29 protein-coding genes are annotated in these 24,871 nt (G+C 40.4%); 23 read left to right on the top strand and 6 right to left on the bottom strand.

The features are described from left to right. The first annotated feature begins 8 nt into the window (after positions 1 to 8). From JOC74_RS05885 to JOC74_RS05830, 12 genes are all read left to right on the top strand, one after another. Positions 9 to 416 carry a cytidine deaminase gene (locus tag JOC74_RS05885; RefSeq protein WP_053603423.1) on the top strand — a complete coding sequence of 136 codons (408 nt, stop codon included), beginning with the start codon at positions 9 to 11 and terminating at the stop codon, positions 414 to 416. Continuing rightward, positions 400 to 1,302 carry a GTPase Era gene (gene era / locus JOC74_RS05880; protein WP_053603422.1) on the top strand — a complete coding sequence of 301 codons (903 nt, stop codon included), beginning with the start codon at positions 400 to 402 and terminating at the stop codon, positions 1,300 to 1,302. The genes JOC74_RS05885 and era overlap by 17 nt, the downstream gene beginning before the upstream one ends. A 132-nt stretch (positions 1,303 to 1,434) precedes the next feature. After that, on the top strand, positions 1,435 to 1,575 hold the full coding sequence (locus JOC74_RS05875) for a YqzL family protein (protein WP_082363881.1): 141 nt from the start codon (positions 1,435 to 1,437) through the stop codon (positions 1,573 to 1,575). A gap of 35 nt (positions 1,576 to 1,610) precedes the next feature. Further along, entirely contained in the window at positions 1,611 to 2,378 is a 768-nt protein-coding gene (recO, locus tag JOC74_RS05870) for a DNA repair protein RecO (protein WP_053603421.1), read from the top strand. Positions 2,379 to 2,788: 410 nt separating this feature from the next. Further along, the gene (ccpN, locus tag JOC74_RS05865; protein WP_098945301.1) at positions 2,789 to 3,427 is read left to right on the top strand and encodes a transcriptional regulator CcpN; all 639 of its coding nucleotides are present in this window, start codon (positions 2,789 to 2,791) and stop codon (positions 3,425 to 3,427) included. Positions 3,428 to 3,445: 18 nt separating this feature from the next. Next, on the top strand, positions 3,446 to 4,258 hold the full coding sequence (locus tag JOC74_RS05860) for a pyruvate, water dikinase regulatory protein (protein WP_053603419.1): 813 nt from the start codon (positions 3,446 to 3,448) through the stop codon (positions 4,256 to 4,258). Between the two features lie 246 nt (positions 4,259 to 4,504). Next, the gene (locus JOC74_RS05855) at positions 4,505 to 4,993 is read left to right on the top strand and encodes a YaiI/YqxD family protein (RefSeq protein ID WP_053603418.1); all 489 of its coding nucleotides are present in this window, start codon (positions 4,505 to 4,507) and stop codon (positions 4,991 to 4,993) included. 35 nt (positions 4,994 to 5,028) lie between these two features. After that, positions 5,029 to 6,843, top strand: coding sequence for a DNA primase (gene dnaG, locus JOC74_RS05850; RefSeq protein ID WP_211086074.1), 1,815 nt, complete (start codon positions 5,029 to 5,031; stop codon positions 6,841 to 6,843). Positions 6,844 to 7,020: 177 nt separating this feature from the next. Next, positions 7,021 to 8,139 carry an RNA polymerase sigma factor RpoD gene (gene rpoD / locus JOC74_RS05845; RefSeq protein WP_053603416.1) on the top strand — a complete coding sequence of 373 codons (1,119 nt, stop codon included), beginning with the start codon at positions 7,021 to 7,023 and terminating at the stop codon, positions 8,137 to 8,139. Positions 8,140 to 8,441: 302 nt separating this feature from the next. Then, the gene (gene cccA / locus JOC74_RS05840) at positions 8,442 to 8,801 is read left to right on the top strand and encodes a cytochrome c550 (RefSeq protein WP_053603415.1); all 360 of its coding nucleotides are present in this window, start codon (positions 8,442 to 8,444) and stop codon (positions 8,799 to 8,801) included. 92 nt (positions 8,802 to 8,893) lie between these two features. Continuing rightward, positions 8,894 to 9,610 (top strand): tRNA (adenine(22)-N(1))-methyltransferase, encoded by a 717-nt coding sequence (locus tag JOC74_RS05835; RefSeq protein WP_053603414.1) that lies wholly within the window; start codon positions 8,894 to 8,896, stop codon positions 9,608 to 9,610. After that, positions 9,603 to 10,712, top strand: a complete 1,110-nt coding sequence (locus JOC74_RS05830; RefSeq protein WP_053603413.1) for a Nif3-like dinuclear metal center hexameric protein — start codon at positions 9,603 to 9,605, stop codon at positions 10,710 to 10,712. The genes JOC74_RS05835 and JOC74_RS05830 overlap by 8 nt, the downstream gene beginning before the upstream one ends. Before the next feature lie 64 nt (positions 10,713 to 10,776). Here JOC74_RS05830 and JOC74_RS05825 read toward each other — a convergent pair whose 3' ends face one another. Further along, positions 10,777 to 11,718: a 4-hydroxy-3-methylbut-2-enyl diphosphate reductase gene (locus JOC74_RS05825; RefSeq protein ID WP_053603412.1), complete on the bottom strand. Its 942-nt coding sequence runs from the start codon at positions 11,716 to 11,718 to the stop codon at positions 10,777 to 10,779. Between the two features lie 125 nt (positions 11,719 to 11,843). Further along, the gene (gene vrrA / locus JOC74_RS05820; protein WP_082364335.1) at positions 11,844 to 12,437 is read right to left on the bottom strand and encodes a VrrA/YqfQ family protein; all 594 of its coding nucleotides are present in this window, start codon (positions 12,435 to 12,437) and stop codon (positions 11,844 to 11,846) included. A gap of 200 nt (positions 12,438 to 12,637) precedes the next feature. Between vrrA and JOC74_RS05815 the strand changes: the two genes are divergently transcribed. Together JOC74_RS05815 and JOC74_RS05810 are read left to right on the top strand one after the other, a co-directional pair. Continuing rightward, the gene (locus JOC74_RS05815; RefSeq protein ID WP_053603410.1) at positions 12,638 to 13,957 is read left to right on the top strand and encodes a DEAD/DEAH box helicase; all 1,320 of its coding nucleotides are present in this window, start codon (positions 12,638 to 12,640) and stop codon (positions 13,955 to 13,957) included. A 10-nt stretch (positions 13,958 to 13,967) separates the two neighbouring features. After that, positions 13,968 to 14,861, top strand: a complete 894-nt coding sequence (locus tag JOC74_RS05810) for a deoxyribonuclease IV (protein ID WP_211086073.1) — start codon at positions 13,968 to 13,970, stop codon at positions 14,859 to 14,861. 47 nt (positions 14,862 to 14,908) lie between these two features. Here the strand turns inward: JOC74_RS05810 and JOC74_RS05805 are convergent, their stop codons facing one another. Beyond that, positions 14,909 to 15,154, bottom strand: a complete 246-nt coding sequence (locus tag JOC74_RS05805) for a DUF2624 domain-containing protein (protein ID WP_053606040.1) — start codon at positions 15,152 to 15,154, stop codon at positions 14,909 to 14,911. Between the two features lie 163 nt (positions 15,155 to 15,317). Here JOC74_RS05805 and JOC74_RS05800 point away from each other — a divergent pair, with 163 nt between their 5' ends. The 7 genes from JOC74_RS05800 to JOC74_RS05770 all read left to right on the top strand — a co-directional run bounded on the left by JOC74_RS05800 (position 15,318) and on the right by JOC74_RS05770 (position 19,984). Continuing rightward, on the top strand, positions 15,318 to 16,202 hold the full coding sequence (locus tag JOC74_RS05800) for a YitT family protein (RefSeq protein WP_053603408.1): 885 nt from the start codon (positions 15,318 to 15,320) through the stop codon (positions 16,200 to 16,202). A gap of 142 nt (positions 16,203 to 16,344) precedes the next feature. Next, on the top strand, positions 16,345 to 17,115 hold the full coding sequence (locus JOC74_RS05795; protein WP_053603407.1) for a metal ABC transporter ATP-binding protein: 771 nt from the start codon (positions 16,345 to 16,347) through the stop codon (positions 17,113 to 17,115). Continuing rightward, positions 17,115 to 17,975, top strand: coding sequence for a metal ABC transporter permease (locus JOC74_RS05790; protein ID WP_053603406.1), 861 nt, complete (start codon positions 17,115 to 17,117; stop codon positions 17,973 to 17,975). The genes JOC74_RS05795 and JOC74_RS05790 overlap by 1 nt, the downstream gene beginning before the upstream one ends. Then, positions 17,953 to 18,363, top strand: a complete 411-nt coding sequence (gene zur, locus JOC74_RS05785) for a zinc uptake transcriptional repressor Zur (protein ID WP_053603405.1) — start codon at positions 17,953 to 17,955, stop codon at positions 18,361 to 18,363. Before JOC74_RS05790 ends, zur begins: the two co-directional genes overlap by 23 nt. A gap of 93 nt (positions 18,364 to 18,456) precedes the next feature. Further along, positions 18,457 to 18,900 (top strand): CHRD domain-containing protein, encoded by a 444-nt coding sequence (locus JOC74_RS05780; protein ID WP_053603404.1) that lies wholly within the window; start codon positions 18,457 to 18,459, stop codon positions 18,898 to 18,900. 144 nt (positions 18,901 to 19,044) lie between these two features. Continuing rightward, the gene (locus JOC74_RS05775) at positions 19,045 to 19,524 is read left to right on the top strand and encodes a hypothetical protein (protein ID WP_053603403.1); all 480 of its coding nucleotides are present in this window, start codon (positions 19,045 to 19,047) and stop codon (positions 19,522 to 19,524) included. 103 nt (positions 19,525 to 19,627) lie between these two features. Continuing rightward, positions 19,628 to 19,984: a DUF4190 domain-containing protein gene (locus JOC74_RS05770; protein WP_053603402.1), complete on the top strand. Its 357-nt coding sequence runs from the start codon at positions 19,628 to 19,630 to the stop codon at positions 19,982 to 19,984. Between the two features lie 41 nt (positions 19,985 to 20,025). On the opposite strand, the gene ispG is transcribed toward JOC74_RS05770, so the two are convergent. The 3 genes from ispG to JOC74_RS05755 all read right to left on the bottom strand — a co-directional run bounded on the left by ispG (position 20,026) and on the right by JOC74_RS05755 (position 22,576). Beyond that, positions 20,026 to 21,144, bottom strand: coding sequence for a flavodoxin-dependent (E)-4-hydroxy-3-methylbut-2-enyl-diphosphate synthase (ispG, locus tag JOC74_RS05765; protein WP_098945215.1), 1,119 nt, complete (start codon positions 21,142 to 21,144; stop codon positions 20,026 to 20,028). A 95-nt stretch (positions 21,145 to 21,239) separates the two neighbouring features. Continuing rightward, positions 21,240 to 21,581: a protein YqfZ gene (gene yqfZ, locus JOC74_RS05760; RefSeq protein WP_053603400.1), complete on the bottom strand. Its 342-nt coding sequence runs from the start codon at positions 21,579 to 21,581 to the stop codon at positions 21,240 to 21,242. 233 nt (positions 21,582 to 21,814) lie between these two features. Continuing rightward, positions 21,815 to 22,576 carry a DUF1189 domain-containing protein gene (locus JOC74_RS05755; RefSeq protein WP_053603399.1) on the bottom strand — a complete coding sequence of 254 codons (762 nt, stop codon included), beginning with the start codon at positions 22,574 to 22,576 and terminating at the stop codon, positions 21,815 to 21,817. A gap of 259 nt (positions 22,577 to 22,835) precedes the next feature. Between JOC74_RS05755 and sodA the strand changes: the two genes are divergently transcribed. Beyond that, positions 22,836 to 23,444 (top strand): superoxide dismutase SodA, encoded by a 609-nt coding sequence (sodA, locus tag JOC74_RS05750; RefSeq protein WP_053603398.1) that lies wholly within the window; start codon positions 22,836 to 22,838, stop codon positions 23,442 to 23,444. Between the two features lie 113 nt (positions 23,445 to 23,557). Further along, entirely contained in the window at positions 23,558 to 24,844 is a 1,287-nt protein-coding gene (locus tag JOC74_RS05745) for an MFS transporter (protein WP_053603397.1), read from the top strand. The last annotated feature ends 27 nt before the right edge of the window (positions 24,845 to 24,871 follow it).

Raw genomic sequence — 24,871 nt, 5'->3', positions numbered from 1 at the left:
GTCGCAAGATGATCATTAACGATTTAATTTTAGAAGCGGAAAAAGCAAGACAATTCGCTTATGTCCCATACTCCAAATTCAAGGTTGGAGCTGCTATTTTAACAAATGACGGAAAAGTATACAGAGGATGCAATATAGAAAATGCAGCGTATGGAGTATGCAACTGCGCTGAACGAACAGCCCTTTTTAAAGCTTATTCAGAAGGGGACACATCTTTTCAAATGCTTGCGGTAATCGCGGACACCGCTCGCCCTGTCCCGCCCTGCGGAGCATGCAGGCAAGTGATATCCGAGCTTTGTCCGCCGGATATGAAAGTCGTATTGGCTAATTTAAATGGTGATAGAAGTGAAATGACTGTGCAAGAATTATTGCCAGGGGCATTTTCTCAGGGAGATTTAAATGGACATTCAGTATAAATCAGGATTTGTTTCCATCATTGGTAGACCCAATGTTGGAAAATCAACCTTTATCAACCAGGCAATTGGCCAAAAAATAGCGATTATGAGTGATAAGCCGCAAACGACTAGAAATAAAGTGCAGGGTGTTCGAACAACCGCAGATTCCCAAATCATTTTTATTGACACTCCAGGTATACACAAGCCCAAACATAAGCTGGGCGACTTTATGATGAAAGTGGCAGAGAATACATTAAAAGAAGTTGACTTGATTTTATTCGTGATAAACGCGGAAGAAGGGTACGGACGCGGAGATGAATTCATTATCGAGAGGCTGAAGCGCACGAAGACTCCTGTTTTTTTAATTGTTAATAAAATTGACAGAGTCCACCCTGATCAGCTGCTTCCTCTTATTGATGAATACCGCGGGCTCTATCCGTTTAAAGAAGTGGTGCCAATCTCGGCGCTTGAAGGCAACAACGTAGATACTCTTCTGAAACAGATTGAAGACTCCCTGCCGGAAGGACCCCAATATTACCCTTCTGATCAGGTCACAGATCATCCGGAACGATTTATTATTGCTGAATTGATCCGTGAAAAAGTGCTTCATCTTACACGTGAAGAAATTCCACACAGCATAGCGGTAGCTATTGATTTGATTAAAAGAAGAGAGAACGGTTCTGTATATGTTGAAGCCACGATCGTTGTGGAAAGAGACTCCCAAAAGGGAATTGTTATTGGCAAAAGAGGTGCTTTGCTGAAAGAAGTTGGAAAACGGGCAAGGAAAGACATTGAGCTTCTGCTTGGTTCACAAGTATTTCTTGAATTGTGGGTAAAGGTACAGAAGGACTGGAGAAACAAAATGTCGCAGCTTCGTGATTTTGGCTTTAATGAGGATGAGTATTAAGATGTTTTTCTTGGACAGCAATAGGCTCTTTTAACAATAATTGTTTCACATGAATTGAAGGAAGTGTGGTCAAGATAAGATTAAGATTTTGGACTATCAAGCTGGTTTAAATAAAAGAAAGGCGGGGTTAAAATGTTGAATTTTACCTGGACTGTTTTTTCGCAAACAGGTAACGTCGATACCTATCTCCTTTTTAAAGAACTGGAGAAGGAGAAAACCGAAGTGCCCGAAAGACTTGATAATAAGCTGGCCGAAATTGACTATCCGATATAACATCTTGATCGCCCACTTTTGGAAGGTGCGCGTAAATGCTTGTAAAGTGTGAAGGTATTGTTATTCGATCAAATGATTATGGTGAGTCCAACAAAATTGTGACCTTGCTGACCAGAGAGCTTGGAAAGGTTGCAGTCATGGCTAGAGGAGCGAAAAAATCAAATAGCAGGCTTTCCTCCATTTCACAGCCATTTATTTATGCTAACTTTTTATTTCAAAAAAGCTCGGGAATGGGAATGCTTCAGCAGGCGGAAATGATTGATAGCATGAGAGGTATACGTGAAGACTTGTTTAAAACGGCGTATGCCTCTTATATTTCTGAGCTGATGGACAAAGGTACAGAAGAAAAAAAACCAAATCCTTATCAATTCGAGCTTCTTTTGCAATGCTTAAAAAAAGTAAATGATGAGTATGATCCTGATATCATTACCCACATTGTCGAAATGAAAATGCTGAGTGTTATGGGCTTGTATCCGGAGCTCAATCAATGTGTTCATTGCAAGAGCAAAGAAGGAACCTTTCATTTTTCGATAAGGGATAATGGTTTTATTTGTCATCGTTGTTTTCATAAAGACTCATACAACGTACCTATTTCCCAAGCAACGGCAAGGCTTTTGCGATTATTTTATTATTTTGATCTGGAGCGTTTAGGAGAAATCTCTTTAAAGCCGGAGACTAAAAAAGAGCTAAAAACGGTGTTGGACTTGTATTATGAGGAATACACCGGCATTTTCTTCAAATCCAAACGATTCATTGATCAAATGGGAGAAATGAAAAAATTGCTTAATGATAACAATAATTGACTCTCGCAAAAAGCGGACACTTCTGTTTGGTGATAGCAATTGGCTCATCAAACTGAGGGAAGCTCCCGTCCTAATGTTTTTTTGAAACAATGGGACGGGAGCTTTTTGTCTTGAAACCTCAAAAAAAGTCGTATCTTGCAAAAATTGAACAAGTATTTTGCCAATTTGAATCAAAATATAGTAAAATAGATCGGAGCGAACTTCATTTAACGGTATGAAACGGGCGATCTTCTTTCTTCAGATCGCCTGGCATATTTTTTTTGAAAATCATATAATGATCCTTCAATCATAGGGTTTGAATTGCCCCGACTGATTGCTACTCTTTTTATTACGGGCTTCTCAATCAAGGCTGCCTGTTACTGAGCGATAAAATGAACTTAGATGCTGGGTCGACCCTGTGGCAAAAGGCGGTGAAAACGATCGAATTAAATAAAAGACAGGAACATATTTTGCAGATCGTAAAGGAGCATGGACCGATAACCGGTGAGCATATTGCCGACATGCTTCATTTAACTCGGGCAACCCTGCGGCCGGATCTTGCCATCCTTACAATGTCTGGTTTTTTGGAAGCCAGGCCGAGGGTAGGGTATTTTTATACAGGAAAAACTGGTGTGCAGCTGTTAGCCGATAAATTAAATAAACTTAAGGTGAAGGAATTTCAATCCATTCCTGTCGTCATTCATGAAAATGTGTCGGTTTATGACGCCATCTGTACGATGTTTCTTGAAGATGTCGGGACCCTATTCGTTGTTAATAAAAGCGCTGCGCTTGTCGGTATCCTATCGCGCAAGGATTTGCTAAGAGCCAGTATGGGGAAGCAGGAACTTTCTGCGATCCCGGTCCACATTATTATGACCAGAATGCCGAATATTACCGTCTGTGAGCGTGAAGATCTCATCATGGATGTGGCCAAGAATTTGATCGAAAAACAAATTGACGCTCTGCCTGTAGTAAAGAAAACAGAAAATGGATTAGAGGTAATTGGCAGAGTGACGAAGACCAATATGACGAAATTGCTCGTCAGCCTATCTGAAAATGAAATTCTGTAGAAACAAGGGGGAAGGGAATTGAGCAATCATATTATTTATGTTGTATCTGACTCTGTAGGGGAAACTGCCGAATTGGTTGTCAAAGCTGCGGCAAGCCAGTTCAACGGATCATCTGATCACACAAATATTCGAAGAATTCCGTATGTTGAGGACAAAGGGACAATTAATGAAGTTATTTCACTTGCAAAAGCAGATAAGGGCATACTATGCTTTACTCTCGTTGTCCCTGAACTGCGCGAGTATTTAATCACGGAAGCGGAAAAAGAAAATGTCGTTTATTACGATATTATCGGTCCGTTAATTGATAAAATGGAATCCTCTTACGGGCTCGCTGCTAAATATGAACCAGGAAGAGTCCGCCAATTGGATGAAGACTATTTCAAAAAGGTTGAAGCCATTGAATTTGCAGTGAAATACGATGATGGACGTGATCCGAGGGGCATTTTAAAAGCAGATATCGTTTTAATAGGTGTATCGAGAACATCTAAAACCCCTTTATCGCAATATTTGGCACACAAGCGAATAAAAGTAGCGAACGTTCCTATTGTGCCGGAAGTGGATCCCCCTGAAGAATTGTATAAAGTTGATCCTTCGAAATGTATCGGTTTAAAAATCAGCCCTGATAAGCTAAATAATATACGCAGGGAACGTTTAAAATCTCTCGGGCTCAATGATAAAGCAATCTATGCGAATATGAACAGAATCAAAGATGAATTAGAGTATTTTGAAAAAATTGTGACGAGAATCGGCTGTGAGGTCGTAGATGTTTCTTACAAGGCGGTAGAAGAAACGGCAAATATCATTGCAGGTATGATGAAGAAAAATCCGTAAAGGCTCAGGAGCTTCCACCTGGGTTTTTCATTTGTGCAAAAAGGGAAGAGTTAAAAATGTAGCATAATATCAACTTTTGTATTATAATAAAAAATTGTGATAAAATTATTGAATTTAGGTTTAAGCTTGACAATGAACGAATAAACTAGTATGGAAAACGTGTCAAGAAGTCTCTTTATAAAACCTTTCGACATGGGAGGATTTTTTTCGGTCTGCAAAAAGCATAACGAGAAATGCAGGAGATTGATGGAGGGATGGAGAATTAAATTTCTTGATGAAGCGAAAAGGACAATTTTTGTGGACGCAGATGCGTGTCCTGTGAAAGATGAGATTCGGCTCGTTGCCTCAAACTTTCACACGAATATTCTCTTTGTTGCTTCATATGTTCATTATCAGCAAACATCAGAAAATGAAAACTGGAAATATGTAGATCCTCAAAAAGAAGCTGTTGACCTATTTATCCTGAACCATATACGTGCAGGTGATATCGCGGTCACACAAGATATCGGACTCGCGTCCTTGCTTCTGGGAAAACATGCGACAGTTATTTCTGAAAGAGGCCGTTTATATCACGAATCAACAATTGACCTTGCATTAGAAAGACGATATCTTTCTCAAAAGGAGCGCAGGCGGGGCGTACACATGAAAGGCCCTAAAAAGCTTGTTAAAGAGGATCGTGAACGTTTTTCTGCCCGATTGCAAAAAATCTTGTCGAATAATGAAGGAATTATTTAATTCATATCGAATTATGTACGACGGAGTGTTTTTAAATGGCAAATATGATTCCTGAAGAAACGATAAACAGTGTCCAAAAGTCAGCTGATATTGTTGAAGTGATTGGTGAATATGTGCAATTGAAAAAGCAGGGCCGGAATTACTTTGGACTGTGTCCTTTTCATGGAGAAAATACCCCGTCCTTTTCCGTTTCAGCTGATAAGCAAATCTTTCATTGCTTTGGCTGTGGTGCGGGTGGTGATGTTTTCTCATTTTTAAAGCAGCTGGAAGGGTATTCCTTTCCGCAAGCTGTTTTGGTTCTTGCTGAAAAGTACCACATTGATATTCCTGATGATGTGTCACACGCAGCCGTCCCAACATCAGAAGAAGGTTCAGATAATCTGAAAATGATTGAAGCCCACGAGCTTTCTAAGAAATTTTACCATCATTTGCTGGTGAATACAAAGGAAGGCCAAGAAGCATTGGATTATCTTCAGGACAGAGGTTTTTCGAATGAAGATATCGAAAAGTTTGAGATTGGGTATTCTTTAAACTCGTGGGATTTCATGACAAAGTTCCTTGAAAAACGGGGGTTTGACCCGGAAATGATGGCAAAAGCAGGATTGCTTGTGAAAAAAGAGTCAGGAGACGGCTACTTTGACAGGTTCAGGAACCGAATCATATTTCCGATCCATGACCATCACGGAAAAACAGTGGCGTTTTCCGGCAGGTCACTTGCGGATAATCAGCAGCCGAAGTATATGAACAGTCCTGAGTCTCCTTTATTTCATAAAAGCAAGCTTTTGTATCACTTTCATCAATCCCGAGTACATATCAGAAAACAGGAAAGGGCTGTTTTATTTGAAGGGTTTGCAGATGTCATATCCGCAGTCAAATCCGGAGTGAATGAAGCTATTGCTACAATGGGAACGTCACTCACAGATGAGCATGCGCGGTTGATACGCAGGAATACGAATGAAGTCATCATTTGTTACGATTCAGATCGAGCAGGTTTCGAGGCCGCGCAAAAAGCAGCTGAACTATTAATAAAGAAAGACTGCAAGGTCAGAATTGCAATGATGCCTGATCATCTTGATCCTGATGACTACATCAGAAAATTTGGCGGCGACAAATTTAAAACTGATGTAATAGGGGCAAGCGTTTCGTTTATGGCATTTAAGCTTCAATACTTTAAAAAGGGGAAAAATCTCTCTGATGAGGGAGAACGAATTTCCTATATAGAGAATGTATTGAAGGAAATTAGCAGGCTGCCGACGGCTCTTGAAAAAGAAGTGTATATCAAACAGCTTTCAGATGAATTTTCGCTTTCATATGATTCTTTACAAGAGCAATTATCTGTTTATGATCATAATACTCAACAGGCTCAAAAAAAGGAGGCAGCTCCGAAGCCTGCTGTTACCCAAACAAAAGCTAAGCCTTGGAGGATTCGTCCTGCCTATGAAAATGCGGAGCGGACTCTCTTGGCGCACATGGTTCATGACCCGGAGATGATAAGAAAAGTACTTGATCGGATCGGGCTTGATTTTAACCTCGATGAACACAGGGCAATAGCCGCTTATATTTATGCGATGTACGAAGAAGGTTTAGATGTTTCCATTAGCAAATTGATGGGTAAAATGAATGATCAGGCTCTTAACCAGATTTTATCGGAAATTGTGATGGGGCATAACGATCGTGAAATATCGGAAGAAGAACTGTCGGATTATACGAGGAAAATCCTCAATTACCGAAACAAGTCAGTGATCCGGGAAAAAGAAGAAAAAAGACAGGAAGCCGAACGGAAAAAAGATTTTTTAGCGGCAGCTGCTTTAGCCCAAGAAATTGTGAAGCTTACTCGGTCTTTAAAATAAAGTAAAACTTCTCTAAGGTGGAGGCTTACACCCTGTGAATGCAGGATAAATTAAATCGATTGCAATGAATCCTTACGGAGGAGCAATCTGTACGATTCTTGTTTATTTTCAAGACGTTTTCGATATACCAGAGAGTATGCTTTAGAATATTTGGTTTTTGGAAGGAGGTATCCATGAATGGCTGATAAACAAACGCACGAAACTGAAACTGAATTCACGTTTGAGCAGATAAGAGATCAGTTGACAGAGGTGGGGAAAAAACGTGGAGTTTTGACATATGAGGAAATTGCCGAGCGTATGTCAAGTTTCGAAATTGAATCAGACCAAATGGATGAATATTATGAATTTTTAGGTGAGCAAGGTGTTGAATTAATAAGCGAGAATGAGGAGACTCAAGATCCTGACGTCCAACAGCTTGCCAAAGAAGAAGAGTTTGACTTAAATGATCTAAGCGTTCCTCCGGGAGTCAAAATAAATGATCCAGTCCGTATGTATTTGAAAGAAATTGGCCGGGTAAATTTGTTATCTGCAAAAGAAGAAATTACCTATGCCAAAAAAATAGAAGAGGGCGATGAAGAATCAAAACGACGCCTGGCAGAAGCGAACCTGAGATTGGTTGTAAGTATTGCAAAGCGATACGTTGGCCGAGGCATGCTCTTCTTGGATCTCATCCAAGAAGGAAACATGGGCTTAATGAAAGCCGTTGAAAAATTCGATTACCGTAAAGGCTACAAGTTCAGTACGTATGCGACATGGTGGATCAGGCAGGCAATTACAAGAGCGATTGCTGATCAAGCCAGAACGATTCGGATTCCTGTCCATATGGTAGAAACGATTAATAAGCTGATACGTGTACAAAGACAGCTTCTTCAAGATCTTGGACGTGAGCCTTTCCCAGAAGAAATTGCAGAAGACATGGATCTTACGCCTGAAAAAGTTCGTGAGATCTTAAAAATTGCTCAAGAGCCAGTTTCGTTGGAAACTCCAATTGGCGAAGAAGACGACTCTCATTTAGGCGATTTTATTGAAGACCAAGAAGCGACTTCTCCATCTGATCATGCAGCTTACGAGCTGTTGAAAGAACAGCTTGAAGATGTTTTAGACACATTGACCGACCGGGAAGAAAACGTTCTTCGCCTGCGTTTTGGCCTTGATGATGGAAGAACACGCACGCTTGAAGAAGTTGGCAAGGTATTTGGCGTTACAAGAGAACGGATTCGCCAAATTGAAGCCAAAGCTCTTCGTAAGCTTAGACATCCAAGCAGAAGCAAACGATTGAAAGACTTTTTAGAATAGAGTTGTGTGAGAACGGAATGAAAAACCGTTCTCTTTTTTATCACAAATTTTATGAAAACGCTGTATTTATTACTTTACTTCATTTTACTTAATTTTCTCCGGTTTTGCAAACCCTCTATCGGTTGAATTTTTATTTTCGGAGAAATAATTTAAAGTCAGGGAATACCCGATTAAGCTAAATATATGTCTAAACTGTGAACAACAGAGTTTTTTCCTATCATATTTTCTTTCCATTTTGTAAAATAAAAAGAGAAAGTGCTTACATATGTGGATCGGGGTTATCACAAAGGGGGATGTGCCGAATGAAACGCAATCCGTTGATACCATTTTTATTTATTGCCTTGATAGGAATTGGCTTAGTTTTCGTTTTATCAATTAAGGGGTTAGGAGATGAAAGAGAAATAGCAAGTGGAGGGAAGGAGCCTGCAAAAGAGGAAAATGCAAACGCTTCACCTGAAGAAATATACAAGCAAAGCTGCGTCAGCTGCCACGGGGAAAATTATGAAGGGGTATCTGGCCCCAGCTTGAAGGGTGTCGGCGAGAAAAGGGACGTTGGAGGTATCAAAGAAAAGATACAAAATGGCGGAGGCGGCATGCCGGCTGGACTGGTTCCGGAAGAAAAGCTGGATGAAATGGCAAAATGGGTTTCAGAGATCAAGTAATGCATGTAAAAAAGTCCTTTGCATTTGAGAGGACTTTTTTTTAATATATATAGTGCATTCCATAATTATTTTATTAGTAAAGAAGTGATGACATGAATGAAACGAAATTATCGAAAAGGCTTGAAACGGTGGCGTTAATGCTCAATGAAGGCTGTACATTTGCCGATATCGGCTCCGATCATGCGTATTTACCTTGCTACGCTGTGTTGAACGGCATAGCTTTAAAGGCTATAGCTGGTGAGATATCAGAGGGCCCTTATCAATCGGCAGTCTCTCAAGTGATAAAATCTAAGCTGGATTCAAAAATTTCCGTAAGAAAAGGAAACGGCCTTGAAATATTAACGCCCGGAGAAGTTCAATGTGTGACAATTGCAGGTATGGGAGGCTCATTAATCGCCCAAATTTTAGAAAATGGAAAAGATAAGCTGACAGGATCGGAACGGCTCGTACTTCAGCCCAACATTCATTCTCATCACGTGAGAACGTGGCTGTATAAAGAACATTACGAGATTCTGCAAGAAACGATTCTTGAAGAAGATGATAAAATTTATGAGGTTATTGCTGCGGAAAAAGGGGATAGAGACCGTCCTTACCAATCCATTATGTTTGAAGCGGGGATTTTAACAGGTCCGTTATTGGCAAAGGAAAAGAATGATGTTTTTCGAAAAAAATGGTCTTTTGAACTTGAGCACTTAAACACCATCTATACCTCAGTCAAAAAAGCAGCAGATTCAGAAACAAACAGAGAAAAGATGAAAGAAATACTTACGCAAATCAATCTAATTGAGGAGGTTCTGTCACATGTCTAAGCAAAGCGGTACCGATTTTATCAAATGGTTTGAAGACTTTTGCCCGCCTTCTTATGCGGTTGAAGGGGATCCAATCGGACTTCAAATCGGAACGTTACATAAAGAAGTGAAGAAAGTGATGATTACGCTCGATGTCTCTGAGGATGTTGTAAAAGAAGCGATAAAAGAACAAGCTGATCTAATCATTGCCCACCATCCACCCATTTTTCGGCCATTAAAAAAGGTTGAAACGAATCACCCGAGCGGCAAGGTCATCGAGCTATGTGTGAAGCATGATATTGCCGTTTACGCGGCACATACGAATTTGGATGTTACAGATGGCGGTGTCAATGACATGCTGGCTGAAGCACTGATGCTGAAAAATACGGAGGTGCTTGTACCGACTTTTTCAGATCCGATGAATAAATTAGTCGTATTTGTACCAAAGGAGCATGAAGAAAACGTTAGGAGAGCTGTCGGTAATGCTGGAGCAGGGCACATTGGCGACTATAGCCACTGCGCTTTTTCCACAGAAGGGATAGGCAGCTTCCGTCCGCTCGAGGGGTCAGATCCTTTTATCGGAACCGTGGGTGAGCTGGAGCTTGTCCATGAAGTCAGGCTGGAGACGATTTTTCCATCACGAATAAAAAAACAGGTGCTTGCTGCAATGCTGGAGGCTCATCCGTATGAAGAAGTAGCTTACGATATTTATCCAGTCGAGCAAGCTTCAATTAAAAAAGGATTAGGAAGAATTGGGACAATCGAGCAAGAAATGACGCTGCACGATTTCGCCCTGTATGTAAAGGACAAACTTCAAGTGGGCGGAGTTCGTATGTCTGGGAACCCGCAAGCCTTAGTCAAAAAGGTGGCAGTCCTAGGTGGAGACGGGAACAAGTTTATGAGCAACGCAAAAAAGATGGGCGCTGATGTATTCGTAACAGGTGATATTTATTTTCATGTAGCTCAGGATGCCGTTGCCGAAGGATTAAATCTCGTGGATCCGGGGCATTATGCAGAAAAAATAATGAAGCAGGGGCTTGCTGATTTATTGGAAGCTAAATGCAAAATGGAGATATCATTTGCTGCTTCTAGTACAGATACCAATCCCTTCGTATTTCTATAAGATATGGTGCGGTGATAATTAAATTGCATGCAAACGATAAATAAGAGGCTGGCGAACCAGCCTCTTATTTTGCTTTAACCTTTGGCAGTATTTTTTTCAGTGGAATGTCATGCTTTATCGTCCAGGTCGATTCATCTTCCCAATTGAAGCCTTCCAAAAACCGAATAACTTCCTTTGTAATAGGAGTCGGTGTAGACGCCCCTGCTGTGATTGCTACAGTTTCTACATTCTTTAGCCACTCAAGCTTTAGTTCGCTAATATCACCGATACGGTAAGCTTTTGTACCGGCAATTTCTTCAGAGACCTGTGCGAGCCGGTTGGAGTTATTGCTTTTTGGATCTCCAACAACAATCGTTAAATCAGCTTGTTTCGCTTGTTCAGACACGGCCTCTTGTCTGACTTGAGTTGCCAAACAAATCTCCTGGTGAAATTCAACATGAGGATATTTTTCTTTTACTTGCTCCATGATATCGTGAACATCCCATTGCGACATAGTGGTTTGGTTTGTAACTATAATTTTGTCATTCTGTATGTTAAGGTTAGCGACGTCTTCTTCTGTTTCTACTAAATGAACGATATCAGGTGCTACACCTACAGCGCCCTCTGGTTCCGGATGTCCTTTCTTGCCGATATAGATAACGTGATATCCTTTTTCTTTCATATCCAAAATTAGATTATGGGTTTTTGTTACATCCGGACAAGTCGCGTCAATTGCAACCAGCCCTTTATCTTCAGCAATTTTCCGTACTTCAGGTGACACACCGTGAGCCGTAAAGATGATCGTCCCTTTATCTACATTTTTAATAATTTCCAAACGGTTTGTGCCATCCAGCGTAATGATGCCGTCCTCTTCAAAGGCATCTGTCACGTGCTTATTATGAACAATCATTCCAAGGATATAGATCGGTCGAGGAAGAGATTTATCAAGAGCCGCATTTTTTGCAATAACCATTGCGTCAACAACTCCATAGCAATAGCCGCGCGGAGATATTTTAATTACATTCATTCTTGTTCCTCCTACAATCGAAGCTTAAGAGACGTCACAAAATAAAAAGCCGTTGTAAACGGCTTTATACTCTCAGGTTCTCTTTCTTCTATTATAGCTGATCTCACATTGGATATCAAAGATTCTTATACATACAGCCTAGGTCTTGAGCTTCCGGAAGGCTGGTTGCTAGAAGGCTTTGAAGCGGGCTGTCCGCTATCTGCTGCCGTCTTTTTTTTCTTTTTTTGCTGAGAGCTTGCTTGCATTGTTTCATTTGAATTTTCAGCTGAAGATTTGTCTTCTTTGCTGTTTGCATCGTCAGCTTTGTTTAGCTGGCTGTATAACTTTATCATGGAAGGAATATTTCTGACCAGAGGTCCGTATTGCTGGACCATCGGTGTAATTTGCTGAGCCATTCCGAGCATTTTTTGGACATTACCGAGCATTCCGGAAATATTGGCTGGATTTGCAAGATTCTGTAGTCCTTGTAGGCTTTGCAGACCAGAACCTGTACCTGCTCCTGGCAAGCCGCCTGCGCCTGGTAAGAATTTGGAGAGAAGTCCTCTGATTCCTCCTGCCCCTGCGTCATTCCCTGCACCTGCCCCTGGCGGCTGAGGGAAAAATTGGCCCATCTGTTGAAATGGCTGTTGAATTGGAGGCTGCGGCTGTTGAAATCGATTCATTTGGAAATTTGCAGCTTGCTGTTGCCGAAGAGCTCTTGGCATTCTTGGTCTGCCCATCTGCTGTGGACCGTTTCGTATTTGTCGTTGTGGAAACAATTGATTACCTCCTTTCGAAAAACATCTTGCACGATAGGATATGCATAAAGAACAAAATTTGTCTATTCATCTTCTTTCCGTCGGCTAATGGTTTTTTAGGAACGAATCAGTTATAATGGGTTTTTGATGGACACTAATTTAGTGTTTAAGGAGCTGAAAACATGGGACAAACAAAATTTACTGAATACAATTTAAAACCCTTTATCATAGAAGCAGTTGAGAAAATGGGATTTTATGAACCGACTGATATTCAAAGGAGGCTGATTCCTGCTGCTTTAAAAGGCGAGAGCGCCATTGGCCAATCTCAGACAGGAACAGGAAAAACGCATGCGTATTTGCTGCCGTTAATACATAGCATCCATCCTGATCAAGAAGAAGTACAGGTTGTGATTACAGCACCTACAAGAGAGCTTGCCAATCAAATTTATCAGGAAGTATTAAAAATTACGAAGTACACGGAAGCTGATGAAGAAATTATCTCAAAATGCTACATTGGCGGAACAGATAAAAAGAAAACCATCGAAAAGCTTAAGAGACAGCCGCATCTTGTCGTTGGAACTCCGGGTAGGATTGCAGATTTGATTAAAGAAAAAGCTCTTAACGTCTTTACGGCGAAAAGCTTTGTCATTGATGAGGCAGACCTCATGTTGGATATGGGATTTTTAGAGGATGTCGATTTTATTGGCTCCAATATGCCGGAGCAGCTTCAAATGCTCGTTTTCTCAGCAACAATTCCGGAAAAGCTGAAGCCTTTCTTGAAAAAATATATGAAAAATCCAAAATATGCACATGTCGAGCCGAAGCAAATTGCGGCAGAAAATATTGAGCACGTGCTAATCCCATCGAGGCATAGAGACAAGGACAAGCTTTTATTAACCATGGTAACCCACATTAACCCGTATTTAGCCATTATTTTCACAAATACGAAACAAGCAGCTGATCATGTCTTTGAGTATCTCAGAGATCACGGGGTAAAAGCTGGAATTTTACATGGAGGCCTGACACCGCGAGAACGCAAAAAGGTAATGAAGCAAATCAATGAATTAGAATATGCTTTTGTTATCGCGACTGATTTAGCAGCACGAGGGATCGATATTAAGGGTATCAGCCACGTTATCAATTATGAGCTCCCGGATGATCTGGACTTTTACATTCACCGTGTCGGCAGAACAGCCCGGGCCGGATCAACTGGTATCGCCATGACAATATATGATACATCCGATGAAGATGGCTTAGCAAGACTTGAGAATATGGGCATCGTGTTTGAAAACAAGGAAATTGTTAAGGGAGAATGGGTAGCCCTTGAAGATCGGCAGCGTAGAAAGAAACGTAAACGTGTGGCTGATGAAATTGATGAAAAGGCAAAGCATTTTGTTAAAAAACCGAAAAAAGTAAAGCCAGGATATAAGAAAAAAATGACCGCAGAATTAGAAAAAATCAAAAAGCGGCAAAGAAAATTAAATTCGAGAAAAGGAAAGTAGGGGAAACGGTTTGGTAAAGATAGGGTCACATGTAAGCATGAGCGGCAAAAAAATGCTGCAGGGAGCAAGTGAAGAAGCACAGTCTTATGGAGCAAACGCATTTATGGTTTATACGGGAGCTCCGCAAAATACGAGGCGTAAAAAAATTGAAGATTTAAATATAGAAGCCGGCACTGCCCATATGAAAGAAAACGGCATCGAGGATATTGTTGTACATGCCCCCTACATTATTAATATCGGAAATACGGCGAATCCAGCAACCTTTGAGCTGGGTGTTACTTTTCTCCGTTCAGAAATTGAGAGAACAGCTGCTATCGGCGCTAAACAAATTGTCCTGCATCCCGGTGCGCACGTTGGTGCAGGAGCTGAAGTCGGGATCAAAAAGATTATAGAAGGATTAAATGAAGTTATTGAACCTGGCCAATCGGTGCAAATCGCCCTTGAAACGATGGCAGGAAAAGGATCTGAATGCGGGAGGAGCTTTGAAGAGCTTGCGGAGATTATCAGCGGTGTGACCCACAATGAGCATCTCTCTGTTTGCTTCGATACGTGTCATACGCATGATGCAGGCTATAATATCGTCGAAGATTTCGATGGGACTTTAAATGAATTTGATAAAATTATCGGGCTGGACAGGCTTAAGGTTCTTCATATTAATGACAGCAAAAATGTATGCGGAGCAAGAAAGGATCGTCATGAAAATATTGGCTTTGGCCATATCGGTTTTAAAGCTCTCAATTATATAGTTCATCATGATCAGCTGCAAGACATTCCGAAGATTCTTGAAACCCCATACGTTGGAGAGGATAAGAAGAACAAAAAACCTCCTTACAAATTTGAAATCGATATGCTCCGGAATCGGCAGTTTGAAGAGAGCGTACTTGAAAAGATTTTAGCCCAGTAATGAAAATGAGAAACTTCTCGTATCAAAGGGTACGAGAAGTTTCTTTTTCACCTGATAAATTGGTTTAATAATTCATTCACCTTTTTGGCAGTGCTCTTGGATGTAATGCTCTCTACTTTTGTAATCAGGCTTGCTCTTTCCTTTTCATCGAAAATATTGACATTTTTTCCGTGTAACAGAGCCGCAACATCAGCAGCCTGTTTGGCAGTTAACGAAATTCCATACTGATTGGCATAGCTGAGAATATCCTTTGCTGTTGCTCGATTTAACCTCTGTAAAATAATCTTTTGCATGAAATACAACGTTCGTTCCTCCCCTCAAATCTAATTGTATGGGTGAATGACTCATATCGTTCCAATTTTTTCATTCAATTGGAGTTAAATTTAGTCAACATTGTATTTAATGGTATGATAGTAGTAGGAAAAAACCAGTTCGTTATGAAAGAAAGGAGAAAGTATGTCAGCACCAAAAAAACAGCATAAAAAAGAATCAAAAACCCGATTTATCTTTCGGCTATTTATGATATTAATTGGAGCAGCATGTGCTGCGGTGAGCATTGAATTGTTCTTAGTTCCAAATAATATTATTGATGGCGGAATTATAGGTATTTCTCTTATTTTGGATTACATATTTAAAGACAATCCTTTTATCAACTTCGCCGTCCTTGTCGTTGTCCTGAATGCACCATTTATGCTATTTGGCTACAAGCACATCGGGAAAACCTTTCTGGTCTCTACGATCATTGGGATTGTAGGGTTGTCCGTCGTAGAGAGCTCTCTTCATCACATTCATGCCTTCACCACAGAGCCGGTTCTAGCGACGGTATTTGGCGGACTGCTCCTCGGATTAGGCGTCGGGATAGTGATTCGAAACGGAGGTTCCATGGACGGATCAGAAATTCTCGGTATCCTTTTTACAAAAAAGCTCCCGTTTTCAGTTGGTGAGTTTGTCATGTTTTTTAACGTTTTTATTTTTACTTGGGCGGGCTTTGTATTCGGTCCGGAGCAAGCCATGTATTCGGTAATGACCTATTTCATTGCTTTTAAAACAATTGATGTTGTGATCCAGGGGCTGGATGAAACGAAAGCGGTCATTATCGTATCCGATAACTATGAGGAAATATCTGATGCTATATTGGACCGATTGGGCCGCGGCACAACAAAGCTGAAAGGAAAAGGCGGCTATTCAGATCTCGAGACAGAAGTGATCTATGCGGTAGTCACACGTTTAGAAATAACAAAGCTAAAATCAATCGTGTTCGAAATTGATGAACAGGCATTTATTACAATTATGAACACTCATGAAACAAGAGGAGGAAAATTCAAAACTGCTATTCATTAAACGATATATTTTACTTTTTATCTGATAAACGGTATAATTTATGATCGAACTGGTTTGAAGTGGTTTGCTATAATAGCAGCCATTTTCTTTTTGATTGTAAATCGTAATGGTTCAGAAAAATAAATTGAAGGTGAGAAGCAAGATGGTATCTCCAGCACTTGAATTGAAGCATGTTTCTTACGCTTATGAGCACGAAAATGCAATTGAGGATATCACATTTACAATAGAAGAAGGAACTTTTCTCGGCTTGGTCGGCCCGAACGGATCGGGGAAAACAACTCTGTTAAAGTGCATTCTTGGTTTAATAAAGCCACAATCGGGTGAGTTAAAGCTGTTTGGCGAATCCTATAAAAAGTATAAAAATTGGGGACAAATCGGGTTCGTTTCGCAAAAAGCAAACAGCTTCAATACAGGGTTTCCCGCCTCCGTATTTGAAGTCGTCGCGAGTGGATTAACAGCGCGGCTCGGGCTTTTTAAGAAAATGGATAAAAAAAGCAAGCGTGCGGTTGAAGATGCAATAGAAGCTGTAGGAATTACTTCTCTTACACATCGCAACATTGGCGAGCTATCTGGTGGGCAGCAGCAACGGACGTTTATTGCCAGAGCTCTTGTCAGCGATCCGAAGCTATTGATTCTTGACGAACCCACAGTCGGTGTGGATCAAAAAAACGTAGAAGGTTTTTATCACCTTCTTCAAAAATTAAATAAAGAACGAGGCATGACACTGATACTTGTCACACATGATGTAGGTACAATCTCCGATAAAGTTACACACGTCGCCTGCTTAAATAAGACGCTGCATTTTCATGGCAGCCCCTCACAATTTGAATCGGTATCAGATCGTACGTTGTCATCTTTTTACGGTCATGATGTACAAACGATCAGCCATGATCATCACGGAGGGTACCTATAATGCTAGCACCTTTTTTTCAATATGATTTTTTACAAAATGCACTTATTTCAGGTCTGCTAATCGGACTTATTGCCCCTATACTCGGTGTATTTATTGTTGTCCGAAGAATGTCTTTAATTGCTGATGCACTAAGCCATGTGACCTTGGCAGGCATTGCAGCAAGCCTTTATCTTGAAAAGCGCTTTGCGTTTATGGCTGGCGTAAGCCCTTTGTATTTGGGAATGTTTTTTTCTATATTCGGGTCACTCCTCATAGAAAGGCTTAGAAGTGTATACAAGCATTTTCAGGAGCTGTCCATTCCGATCATTCTTTCCGGAGGTATTGGCGTTTCTGTCATTTTTATTTCTCTTGCAGACGGTTTTAATACCGATTTGTTCAGTTATTTATTTGGAAGCGTCAGCGCAGTCTCAAGAACGGATCTTTTTATTATCGTAGGTGTAACGGTTATTGTTCTGCTCTTGGTTTTTGCTCTTTACAAAGAGTTGTTCATGCTTTCTTTTGACGAAGAACATGCTCGCTCATCTGGTATACCGGCAAAATGGCTTCATTTTATTTTTATCGTAATCGTTGCCTTGGTTATTGCTGCGTCGATGAGAATTGTCGGCATTTTGCTTGTCTCTTCTCTAATGACATTACCTGTTGCGGCTAGTATCAGGATCGCAAAAGGATTTAAGCAGGCGATCTTTTATTCTGTTCTATTTGGAGAAATATCTGTTATCATTGGATTAATATCAGGTTTTCAGCTGGATCTTGCACCAGGAGGAACCGTCGTAGTGACTTCTGTTATCATTCTATTGCTGACACTGGGCTTGAACAAATTTAAAAGGAGATTTCTACATGAACGTTCAAGAGGCGCTTGATTTATTGAAGGAAAATGGATACAAATATACAAGTAAAAGAGAAGACATGCTGCAGTTGTTTGCCCGTTCCGATAAATATTTATCAGCCAAGGATGTGCTTTCAGATCTTAGTGTTGACTATCCCGGACTTAGTTTTGATACCATTTATAGAAACCTTTCGCTTTATGCTGATTTGGGGATTTTAGAAACGACTGAGCTTTCCGGTGAAAAGCTGTTTCGATTTGTGTGTTCATTCAGCCATCACCATCATCACTTCATCTGTCTCGCTTGCGGCAGAACAAAGGAAATTGATGCTTGTCCGATGGATGCCGTAAATGAAAATTTTAAAGGATACGAAATCAGCGGGCATAAATTTGAAGTATACGGAACGTGCCCTGACTGTCAATAAACCATTTTTAATACACATTAGATGTTAGTACAAGCAATTCATCCTTCTGCAAAATACTTTATATTATGCCAAAAGTGTTAGGAGGGTGAAAAAATGAATAAACATCATCATAAGAGTGACTTTTTTATTGCAAGGTTAAGGGGTTCAGAAGAGGTTCCGCCAGTTCGTACCAATGCAAGCGGATTTGCACAGTTTCAAATAAGCAGCGATGAAAAAAGCATTCGATATCAATTAGAGGTAAATAATCTTCGCAATTTTACTCAGGCACATATTCATATCGGTGAAAGAGGGGAGAATGGTCCTGTAGTTGTTTTTCTCTTCGGTCCGGTTGATCCTAGTATCAGTGTAACTCAAGGTGTCATCGAAGGTACCATTACCAAGAATGATCTCGTAGGGCCCCTTAGCGGAAAGCCGCTTTCGGCATTAATAAAGCTTATTAGAGATGGAAGAACATATGTCAATGCTCATACCGTGCAAAATCCGGACGGAGAGATTCGCGGTCAAATAAAACCGTATCAATCTAAAATAAAAAACTAATTTCTGATATAAGATTCTCCATGTTTAATCCTGTTTCTATACAGGATTTTTTTATTTTCGTAAATTCCCTTGGATAAATCATACTTCGGTTACTTAATCATACCTATTTAGCATGAGAGTTCTTTTAAAAAGGGGATGATTTTTATGTGTCCATATTATCCAATTCGAGTAAATAAATGGGACCATGTTTTATATTTGCTGCGTCAAAGCTTATATGCTGAAGAAATGGTGTGTGCAATGAGCAGTGAGCTTTTCCATATCCCAAAAACAAAAGATTTAAAAGGAAATCGAGAAATGCACAGTCATCTGGTTCCAGCTTCTTATCATCGTGTGACGGCTGCAGGGTCTGCCCAAAGGCTAAAAAACGGCGAGAAACAGAATTCGATTGTAGAGACTATGACGGCTTGTATCTTAAATGCTGAAAGCCAAGATAAAAAAGTACGTGAAGGGTTAAAAACGATGGAGGAAAATGCAATTCCCGAGTATAAACCCTTTATTAAAGTAATTATCAAATGGCAAGAACAAGCAGAAACCTCTTTAAATCAAGCGAAAGCCTCACTGCAATCAATTGGGGTTTCGTTTTCCGCTGAAAGTGAGCAGCAAAGTGGAGAATACAGTCAATAAATAAGCGGGTAGTTTAAACCGCTTTTTTGTTTTGAAATACATAAACCAATACAAAACTGATTAAACTATAAATGCTCCTTTATCATGAAAGTGAGGGCTGACAATGGATCAAGAAAAAAATCACAATCGATTTGAAAACCGGGATGAGCCGGATGTCAATAGACGTAATTTTGACGAAGAAACGGCTGCAGAGCTCACAGAACCATATCGAGCAAAAAATGATTCAGACAGGCGTAACGATGTCGAGGACGCAAACAGAGATAATGCCGGATGGATCGGTTATGCTGCTTTGGCAATATCGATCATTTCCTTGTTTATATTCCCTGTTCTATTAGGGATTGTCGGTATTATCGTCGGCTTTATTGCAAGAAGAAGAGGAGCAGGAGCATTAGGGGCTTGGGCAATTGGAATCGGTGTTGTTTCTTTGCTCATTGGAATATTTATCACCCCATTTTTCTAGGTACAAAAAAGCTTGGCGGAATTCCCGCCAAGCTTTTTTATTTAGGCTTTAATTTTTTCTTTTTCAGCTGCTTCTTTCGCATAATGCTCTTCGGCAAGCTTATCGATTTCTTTTTTTAATTCCTCGACCATTGTTTCTTCAGGAACTTTTCTTACTGTTTTTCCTTTGCGGAACAGAAGGCCTTCACCTCGGGCACCGGCAATGCCGATATCGGCTTCACGTGCTTCGCCAGGACCATTTACAGCACAGCCGAGAACAGCAACCTTAATCGGAGCTTTTATTTTTGAAATATATTCTTCGACTTCATTTGCAATGCTAATTAAGTCAATTTCAATTCGCCCGCACGTTGGACAGGAAATCAATGTTGCCGCATTAGAGGCAAGGCCAAACGATTTTAACAACTCTCTTGCAACTTTAACCTCTTCAACCGGGTCAGCGCTTAAGGAAATGCGCAATGTATTTCCGATTCCAAGGCTTAAAATCGCTCCAAGCCCCGCAGAGCTTTTCACAGTACCGGCAAATAATGTTCCGGATTCGGTAATTCCGAGATGAAGAGGGTAGTCAAAGGCTTCAGAAGCTTTTCTATAAGCTTCAATTGCAAGCTGAACGTCTGATGCCTTCATACTGACAATGATATCGTGAAAGTCAAGGTCTTCAAGAATTTTTATATGATGAAGCGCACTTTCGACCATGCCATCTGCTGTCGGGTATCCGTATTTATCAAGAATTCGTTTTTCCAACGAACCCGCGTTTACACCGATTCGAATCGGTATGCCTTTTTCTTTGGCTGCTTTCACAACAGCCTCCACTTTTTCACGGCGCCCGATATTTCCAGGGTTTATCCTAATTTTATCGGCTCCGCCTTCAATTGCTTTCAATGCTAATTTATAGTCAAAATGTATATCTACAACCAAAGGTATCGTAATTCGTTTTTTTATTTCCGCAATTGCGTCGGCAGCTCTTTCATCCGGACAGGCTACACGAACAATTTGGCATCCCGCTTCCGCCAGCCGATTGATTTCAGCTACTGTCGCTTCCACGTCATGAGTTTTTGTTGTTGTCATGCTTTGTATAAATAATTCATTACTTCCGCCTATTGTTAAAGGACCTACTTTGACTGGGCGAGTTTTTGTACGATGTGTGATTTCACTCACTTTCAACCGCTCCTTAACGTTTGTTTAGCATCTTCATGCTGCCTTTGTCGTTTTAGTTACATGTCATATTGTATCAGTCCGTCAGTCAAGCTGACAAGGAATTAAGAAGATTTATTGTATACAGGGAATTTATAAACTTTCCCCGACTGAATGAGGTTTGCTTTCGTTTCGGGATTTAAACGTTCGAAATCCTCGACAATTTGCTCAGCTGATATAGGAGGAGAGCCGCCGCTTTTTTGATCAACGATGGAAAAAACCGTTTCTCCCTTTTTAACCGTATGGGCTTGGAAAACACTCCCTTCTTCAGCTTGGGAAGAAACCGGCTGAATTTTAGGCTCCTCTTGCTGCTTCTCTTGCGGAATGGGATTAGTTCCCCAGCTTAAATCATAGTACACAATAAAGGAAAGAAATACTAAAGAAACAACAATAATGAACCGTTTCAACCTAGTTTCCTCCCGACAGTTTTTATCATTATATGCTTGTCCTAAAGAGGATAGAACAAAAGCGCAAGCGCCTTGAGTTCACTTGACTCAAAAAGTGCTTTTTACTTTTAGATGCATGAGGTTATTTCTCACAAGAGCTAAGCGCTGAGGGCGGACACAACCGCCAAGTTATCCACAATCCCATTTGTTTTATAAATGAAAAAACCGCCAAATTATATTGGCGGCAAGAATCGTTATGTTCTTTTTGTAGGAATTTCTTTAACTGCGAGAAATAGAATCATGAAATGCACAAACCAATTTAGCAGCATTGGACTTGGAACTTCAGTATGTAAAGCTGTCATGATAGCAAAAAAGACGGTTGCCAAGGTGGCAGAGTATGCAGCCATGGTCCAAAGCTGTTTATAGGGCAGCATGCTGCTTTTTCCTTGCATATTTTTGATCAAGATCCCCAGTACAGCCAAAAGTGATACTTCGATAAATTTGCTTGCGGCAGAAAAAAAGAAGATAAGTACAATTAGTACAGGAACAAAGAAAGATTGTAATTGACCAGACAGGTCTAAAATTTCATTTTTGGAAATATCAGAAGGGAACATAGTATATTCAAATTCCATCGCCTGCCCGTCTGTTGCAATGACGAACTTATCTTTTAAAAACGCAGCGGCGTTTTGTTTCGCTTCAATTTGTTCCGTATCATATGCGCTTGCAGGATCCAGAACGACCATAAACTGTCCGGCCTGCCCTTCTACAGGGGCTTTTTCCGCAGTTGATAATTGGCCATCTTTGATACTGAAATCAGGTATATCCCTTTCAAGAATATCTTTGAAATCATAAGATGCCTGGTAGATCGTCGTTCCCATATTGAATGCAGATGGCAGCGCTGCTAGAAACGACAAAAGAAACACATACAAAATGGCGATGCCTATTTTTTGAAAACGAGTCCGGGCAATCGCCTGCGGGGAGTAAATACTTTTAAAAAATTGTCTAAAAATCCTCATCACGTCCAATTATATAATCATAATACCCGCTCTTCATTGTAACAGTAAGCCGAATGTGAACACAAGAAACTTACGCATAAGCAAATCGTGATCACATGTTTAAAACTGCGGAGGATCGGAAATTGTATTATAGACTCGGGTCACACCGATACAGACATGAGCATTTGTATTGAAACAGGCTTATATTTTTGATACTCTGAAAATTGAAAAGGCTTGCTTTCAGGCCCGATTACATAACAAATTTAGGGAGGAATTATTAATGGCATTTGAATTACCAGAACTACCTTATGCTTATGATGCATTGGAACCTCACATCGACAAAGAAACGATGAACATTCACCATACGAAGCATCACAACACATACGTAACAAAATTAAATGACGCAGTCGCAGGAAAGTCAGATTTGGAAAGCAAATCAGTAGAAGATCTTGTTGCAAATCTTGATGCTGTACCTGAAGATATTCGTACTGCTGTGCGCAATAACGGAGGCGGTCATGCCAACCATTCGTTCTTCTGGAAAACACTTTCTCCAGATGGCGGCGGTACTCCAACCGGCGAACTTGCTGATGCGATTTCAGCTGAATTTGGCAGCTTTGATAAATTCAAAGAAGACTTCGCAGCAGCTGCGGCAGGACGTTTTGGTTCTGGCTGGGCATGGTTAGTCCTTAACAACGGCAAATTGGAAATTACAAGCACACCAAATCAAGACTCTCCTTTATCAGAAGGCAAAACGCCAATTCTTGGTTTAGACGTATGGGAGCATGCATACTACCTAAAATACCAAAACAAGCGTCCTGATTATATCGCCGCATTTTGGAATGTTGTAAACTGGTCTGCAGTAAACGATCTTTACACAGCAGCAAAATAATCACGTATATGAGAACAAGGATCGATTCTTTCGATCCTTGTTTTTTTCTGCTTTTTTTACATATCTGCAAATCGATTAGACAAACTAATGACTACAGTAAAGGGGAGTCATTGATGAGCAGACTAAAAAAAATGGTAGGGGACGTGGAAATCAATCAAGATCTGCTGCTGCTTCTGTCAGTAGGAGGCCTTTACTCATTATCCATCGCATTATCAAATACATTTGTAAATATTTATTTGTGGAAGCAATCGGGGCAATTTGTTGATTTGGCCATCTACAACCTATCTTCGGTGATATTTGAGCCGATTGCCTTTTCGCTGGCTGGCTGGTGGGCGAAAAGGATCGACAGGGTGATTATCCTGCGGCTGGGCATTGTGTTTTTAGCTGCTTTTTATTTGATTGTACTTGGTGCAGGCGAAGTAGCATCGGCGAATCTCGTCATGCTTGGCAGCGTATTGGGGATTGGCTCTGGCTTTTATTGGCTGGCATATAATGTATTAACATTTGAAGTGACTGAACCTGAGACAAGAGATTTTTTCAATGGCTTTTTAGGAGTACTGGCCTCATTCGCGGGAATGATCGGACCGGTTGTCGCAGGTTTTGTGATTTCCAGGCTTCAGGATAACAATGGGTATAATTTGATTTTCAGTCTTTCGTTAGGTTTATTTTTATTGGCTGTTATTATGAGCTTTTTTTTAAAAAGAAGAGAAGCTCACGGAAGATTTTTGTTTAAAAAAATCTGGGAAGAGCGAAATCATGATAAGGATTGGGGAAGAATTACCAACGCCCATTTTTTCCAAGGGGTCAGAGAGGGAATATACGTCTTTATTATAAGCGTTTTTGTATTCATATCGACTGGAAGCGAGCTTGCGCTAGGCACCTTTGGACTAGTGAATTCAGCTGTATCTTTTGTTGCATATTATTTGGCAGCAAGGATGATCAAAAAACACACGAGAAAAAAAGCGATTTTTTTTGGCGGGATGCTTCTTTATAGTTCGTTGTTCCTTATTCTGTTCACCATGTCCTATCCGACACTTATTTTATACGGAATCGCGATCTCAATCGGCTATCCTCTTGTGCTTGTGCCGTATATTTCAATGACATATGATGTGATTGGCAAAGCGAGAAACGCACGAAAGGCAAGAATTGAATATATTGTGATTCGAGAGCTGTTTTTAAATTTTGGAAGGATCTGTTCCATATTAATTTTTCTTTTACTCGTTTTGCTGCTAAATGAGGAGATCGGCATCCCGGTATCACTAGTCATTCTTGGAACAGGTTATGCTGCTATATATTACTATGTAAAGGATATTCAGCTTGAAGAGCATGGTGAGGAAAGTATAGCAGAAGACGGACAGAAACAAGCTTCTGAAACGAACCTTATAAAAGGTGAGAGGTAAGTTACATTTTTATGACAATTCGTGAAT

It is taken from the genome of Bacillus capparidis (assembly GCF_017832095.1).
GTDB classification, from domain to species: domain Bacteria; phylum Bacillota; class Bacilli; order Bacillales; family Bacillaceae; genus Bacillus; species Bacillus gobiensis.
This window is presented reverse-complemented; position numbering and strand designations above follow the sequence as displayed.

Bases quoted from the DNA above. Each gene is read 5' to 3' on its own strand.
- JOC74_RS05885 (WP_053603423.1), top strand. From the start codon at position 9: ATGATCATTAACGATTTAATTTTAGAAGCGGAAAAAGCAAGACAATTC.
- era (WP_053603422.1), top strand. From the start codon at position 400: ATGGACATTCAGTATAAATCAGGATTTGTTTCCATCATTGGTAGACCC.
- JOC74_RS05875 (WP_082363881.1), top strand. From the start codon at position 1,435: ATGTTGAATTTTACCTGGACTGTTTTTTCGCAAACAGGTAACGTCGAT.
- recO (WP_053603421.1), top strand. From the start codon at position 1,611: ATGCTTGTAAAGTGTGAAGGTATTGTTATTCGATCAAATGATTATGGT.
- JOC74_RS05855 (WP_053603418.1), top strand. From the start codon at position 4,505: ATGGAGGGATGGAGAATTAAATTTCTTGATGAAGCGAAAAGGACAATT.
- dnaG (WP_211086074.1), top strand. From the start codon at position 5,029: ATGGCAAATATGATTCCTGAAGAAACGATAAACAGTGTCCAAAAGTCA.
- rpoD (WP_053603416.1), top strand. From the start codon at position 7,021: ATGGCTGATAAACAAACGCACGAAACTGAAACTGAATTCACGTTTGAG.
- cccA (WP_053603415.1), top strand. From the start codon at position 8,442: ATGAAACGCAATCCGTTGATACCATTTTTATTTATTGCCTTGATAGGA.
- JOC74_RS05835 (WP_053603414.1), top strand. From the start codon at position 8,894: ATGAATGAAACGAAATTATCGAAAAGGCTTGAAACGGTGGCGTTAATG.
- JOC74_RS05830 (WP_053603413.1), top strand. From the start codon at position 9,603: ATGTCTAAGCAAAGCGGTACCGATTTTATCAAATGGTTTGAAGACTTT.
- JOC74_RS05825 (WP_053603412.1), bottom strand. From the start codon at position 11,718: ATGAATGTAATTAAAATATCTCCGCGCGGCTATTGCTATGGAGTTGTT.
- vrrA (WP_082364335.1), bottom strand. From the start codon at position 12,437: ATGGGCAGACCAAGAATGCCAAGAGCTCTTCGGCAACAGCAAGCTGCA.
- JOC74_RS05815 (WP_053603410.1), top strand. From the start codon at position 12,638: ATGGGACAAACAAAATTTACTGAATACAATTTAAAACCCTTTATCATA.
- JOC74_RS05805 (WP_053606040.1), bottom strand. From the start codon at position 15,154: ATGCAAAAGATTATTTTACAGAGGTTAAATCGAGCAACAGCAAAGGAT.
- JOC74_RS05800 (WP_053603408.1), top strand. From the start codon at position 15,318: ATGTCAGCACCAAAAAAACAGCATAAAAAAGAATCAAAAACCCGATTT.
- JOC74_RS05795 (WP_053603407.1), top strand. From the start codon at position 16,345: ATGGTATCTCCAGCACTTGAATTGAAGCATGTTTCTTACGCTTATGAG.
- JOC74_RS05790 (WP_053603406.1), top strand. From the start codon at position 17,115: ATGCTAGCACCTTTTTTTCAATATGATTTTTTACAAAATGCACTTATT.
- zur (WP_053603405.1), top strand. From the start codon at position 17,953: ATGAACGTTCAAGAGGCGCTTGATTTATTGAAGGAAAATGGATACAAA.
- JOC74_RS05780 (WP_053603404.1), top strand. From the start codon at position 18,457: ATGAATAAACATCATCATAAGAGTGACTTTTTTATTGCAAGGTTAAGG.
- JOC74_RS05775 (WP_053603403.1), top strand. From the start codon at position 19,045: ATGTGTCCATATTATCCAATTCGAGTAAATAAATGGGACCATGTTTTA.
- JOC74_RS05770 (WP_053603402.1), top strand. From the start codon at position 19,628: ATGGATCAAGAAAAAAATCACAATCGATTTGAAAACCGGGATGAGCCG.
- JOC74_RS05755 (WP_053603399.1), bottom strand. From the start codon at position 22,576: ATGAGGATTTTTAGACAATTTTTTAAAAGTATTTACTCCCCGCAGGCG.
- sodA (WP_053603398.1), top strand. From the start codon at position 22,836: ATGGCATTTGAATTACCAGAACTACCTTATGCTTATGATGCATTGGAA.
- JOC74_RS05745 (WP_053603397.1), top strand. From the start codon at position 23,558: ATGAGCAGACTAAAAAAAATGGTAGGGGACGTGGAAATCAATCAAGAT.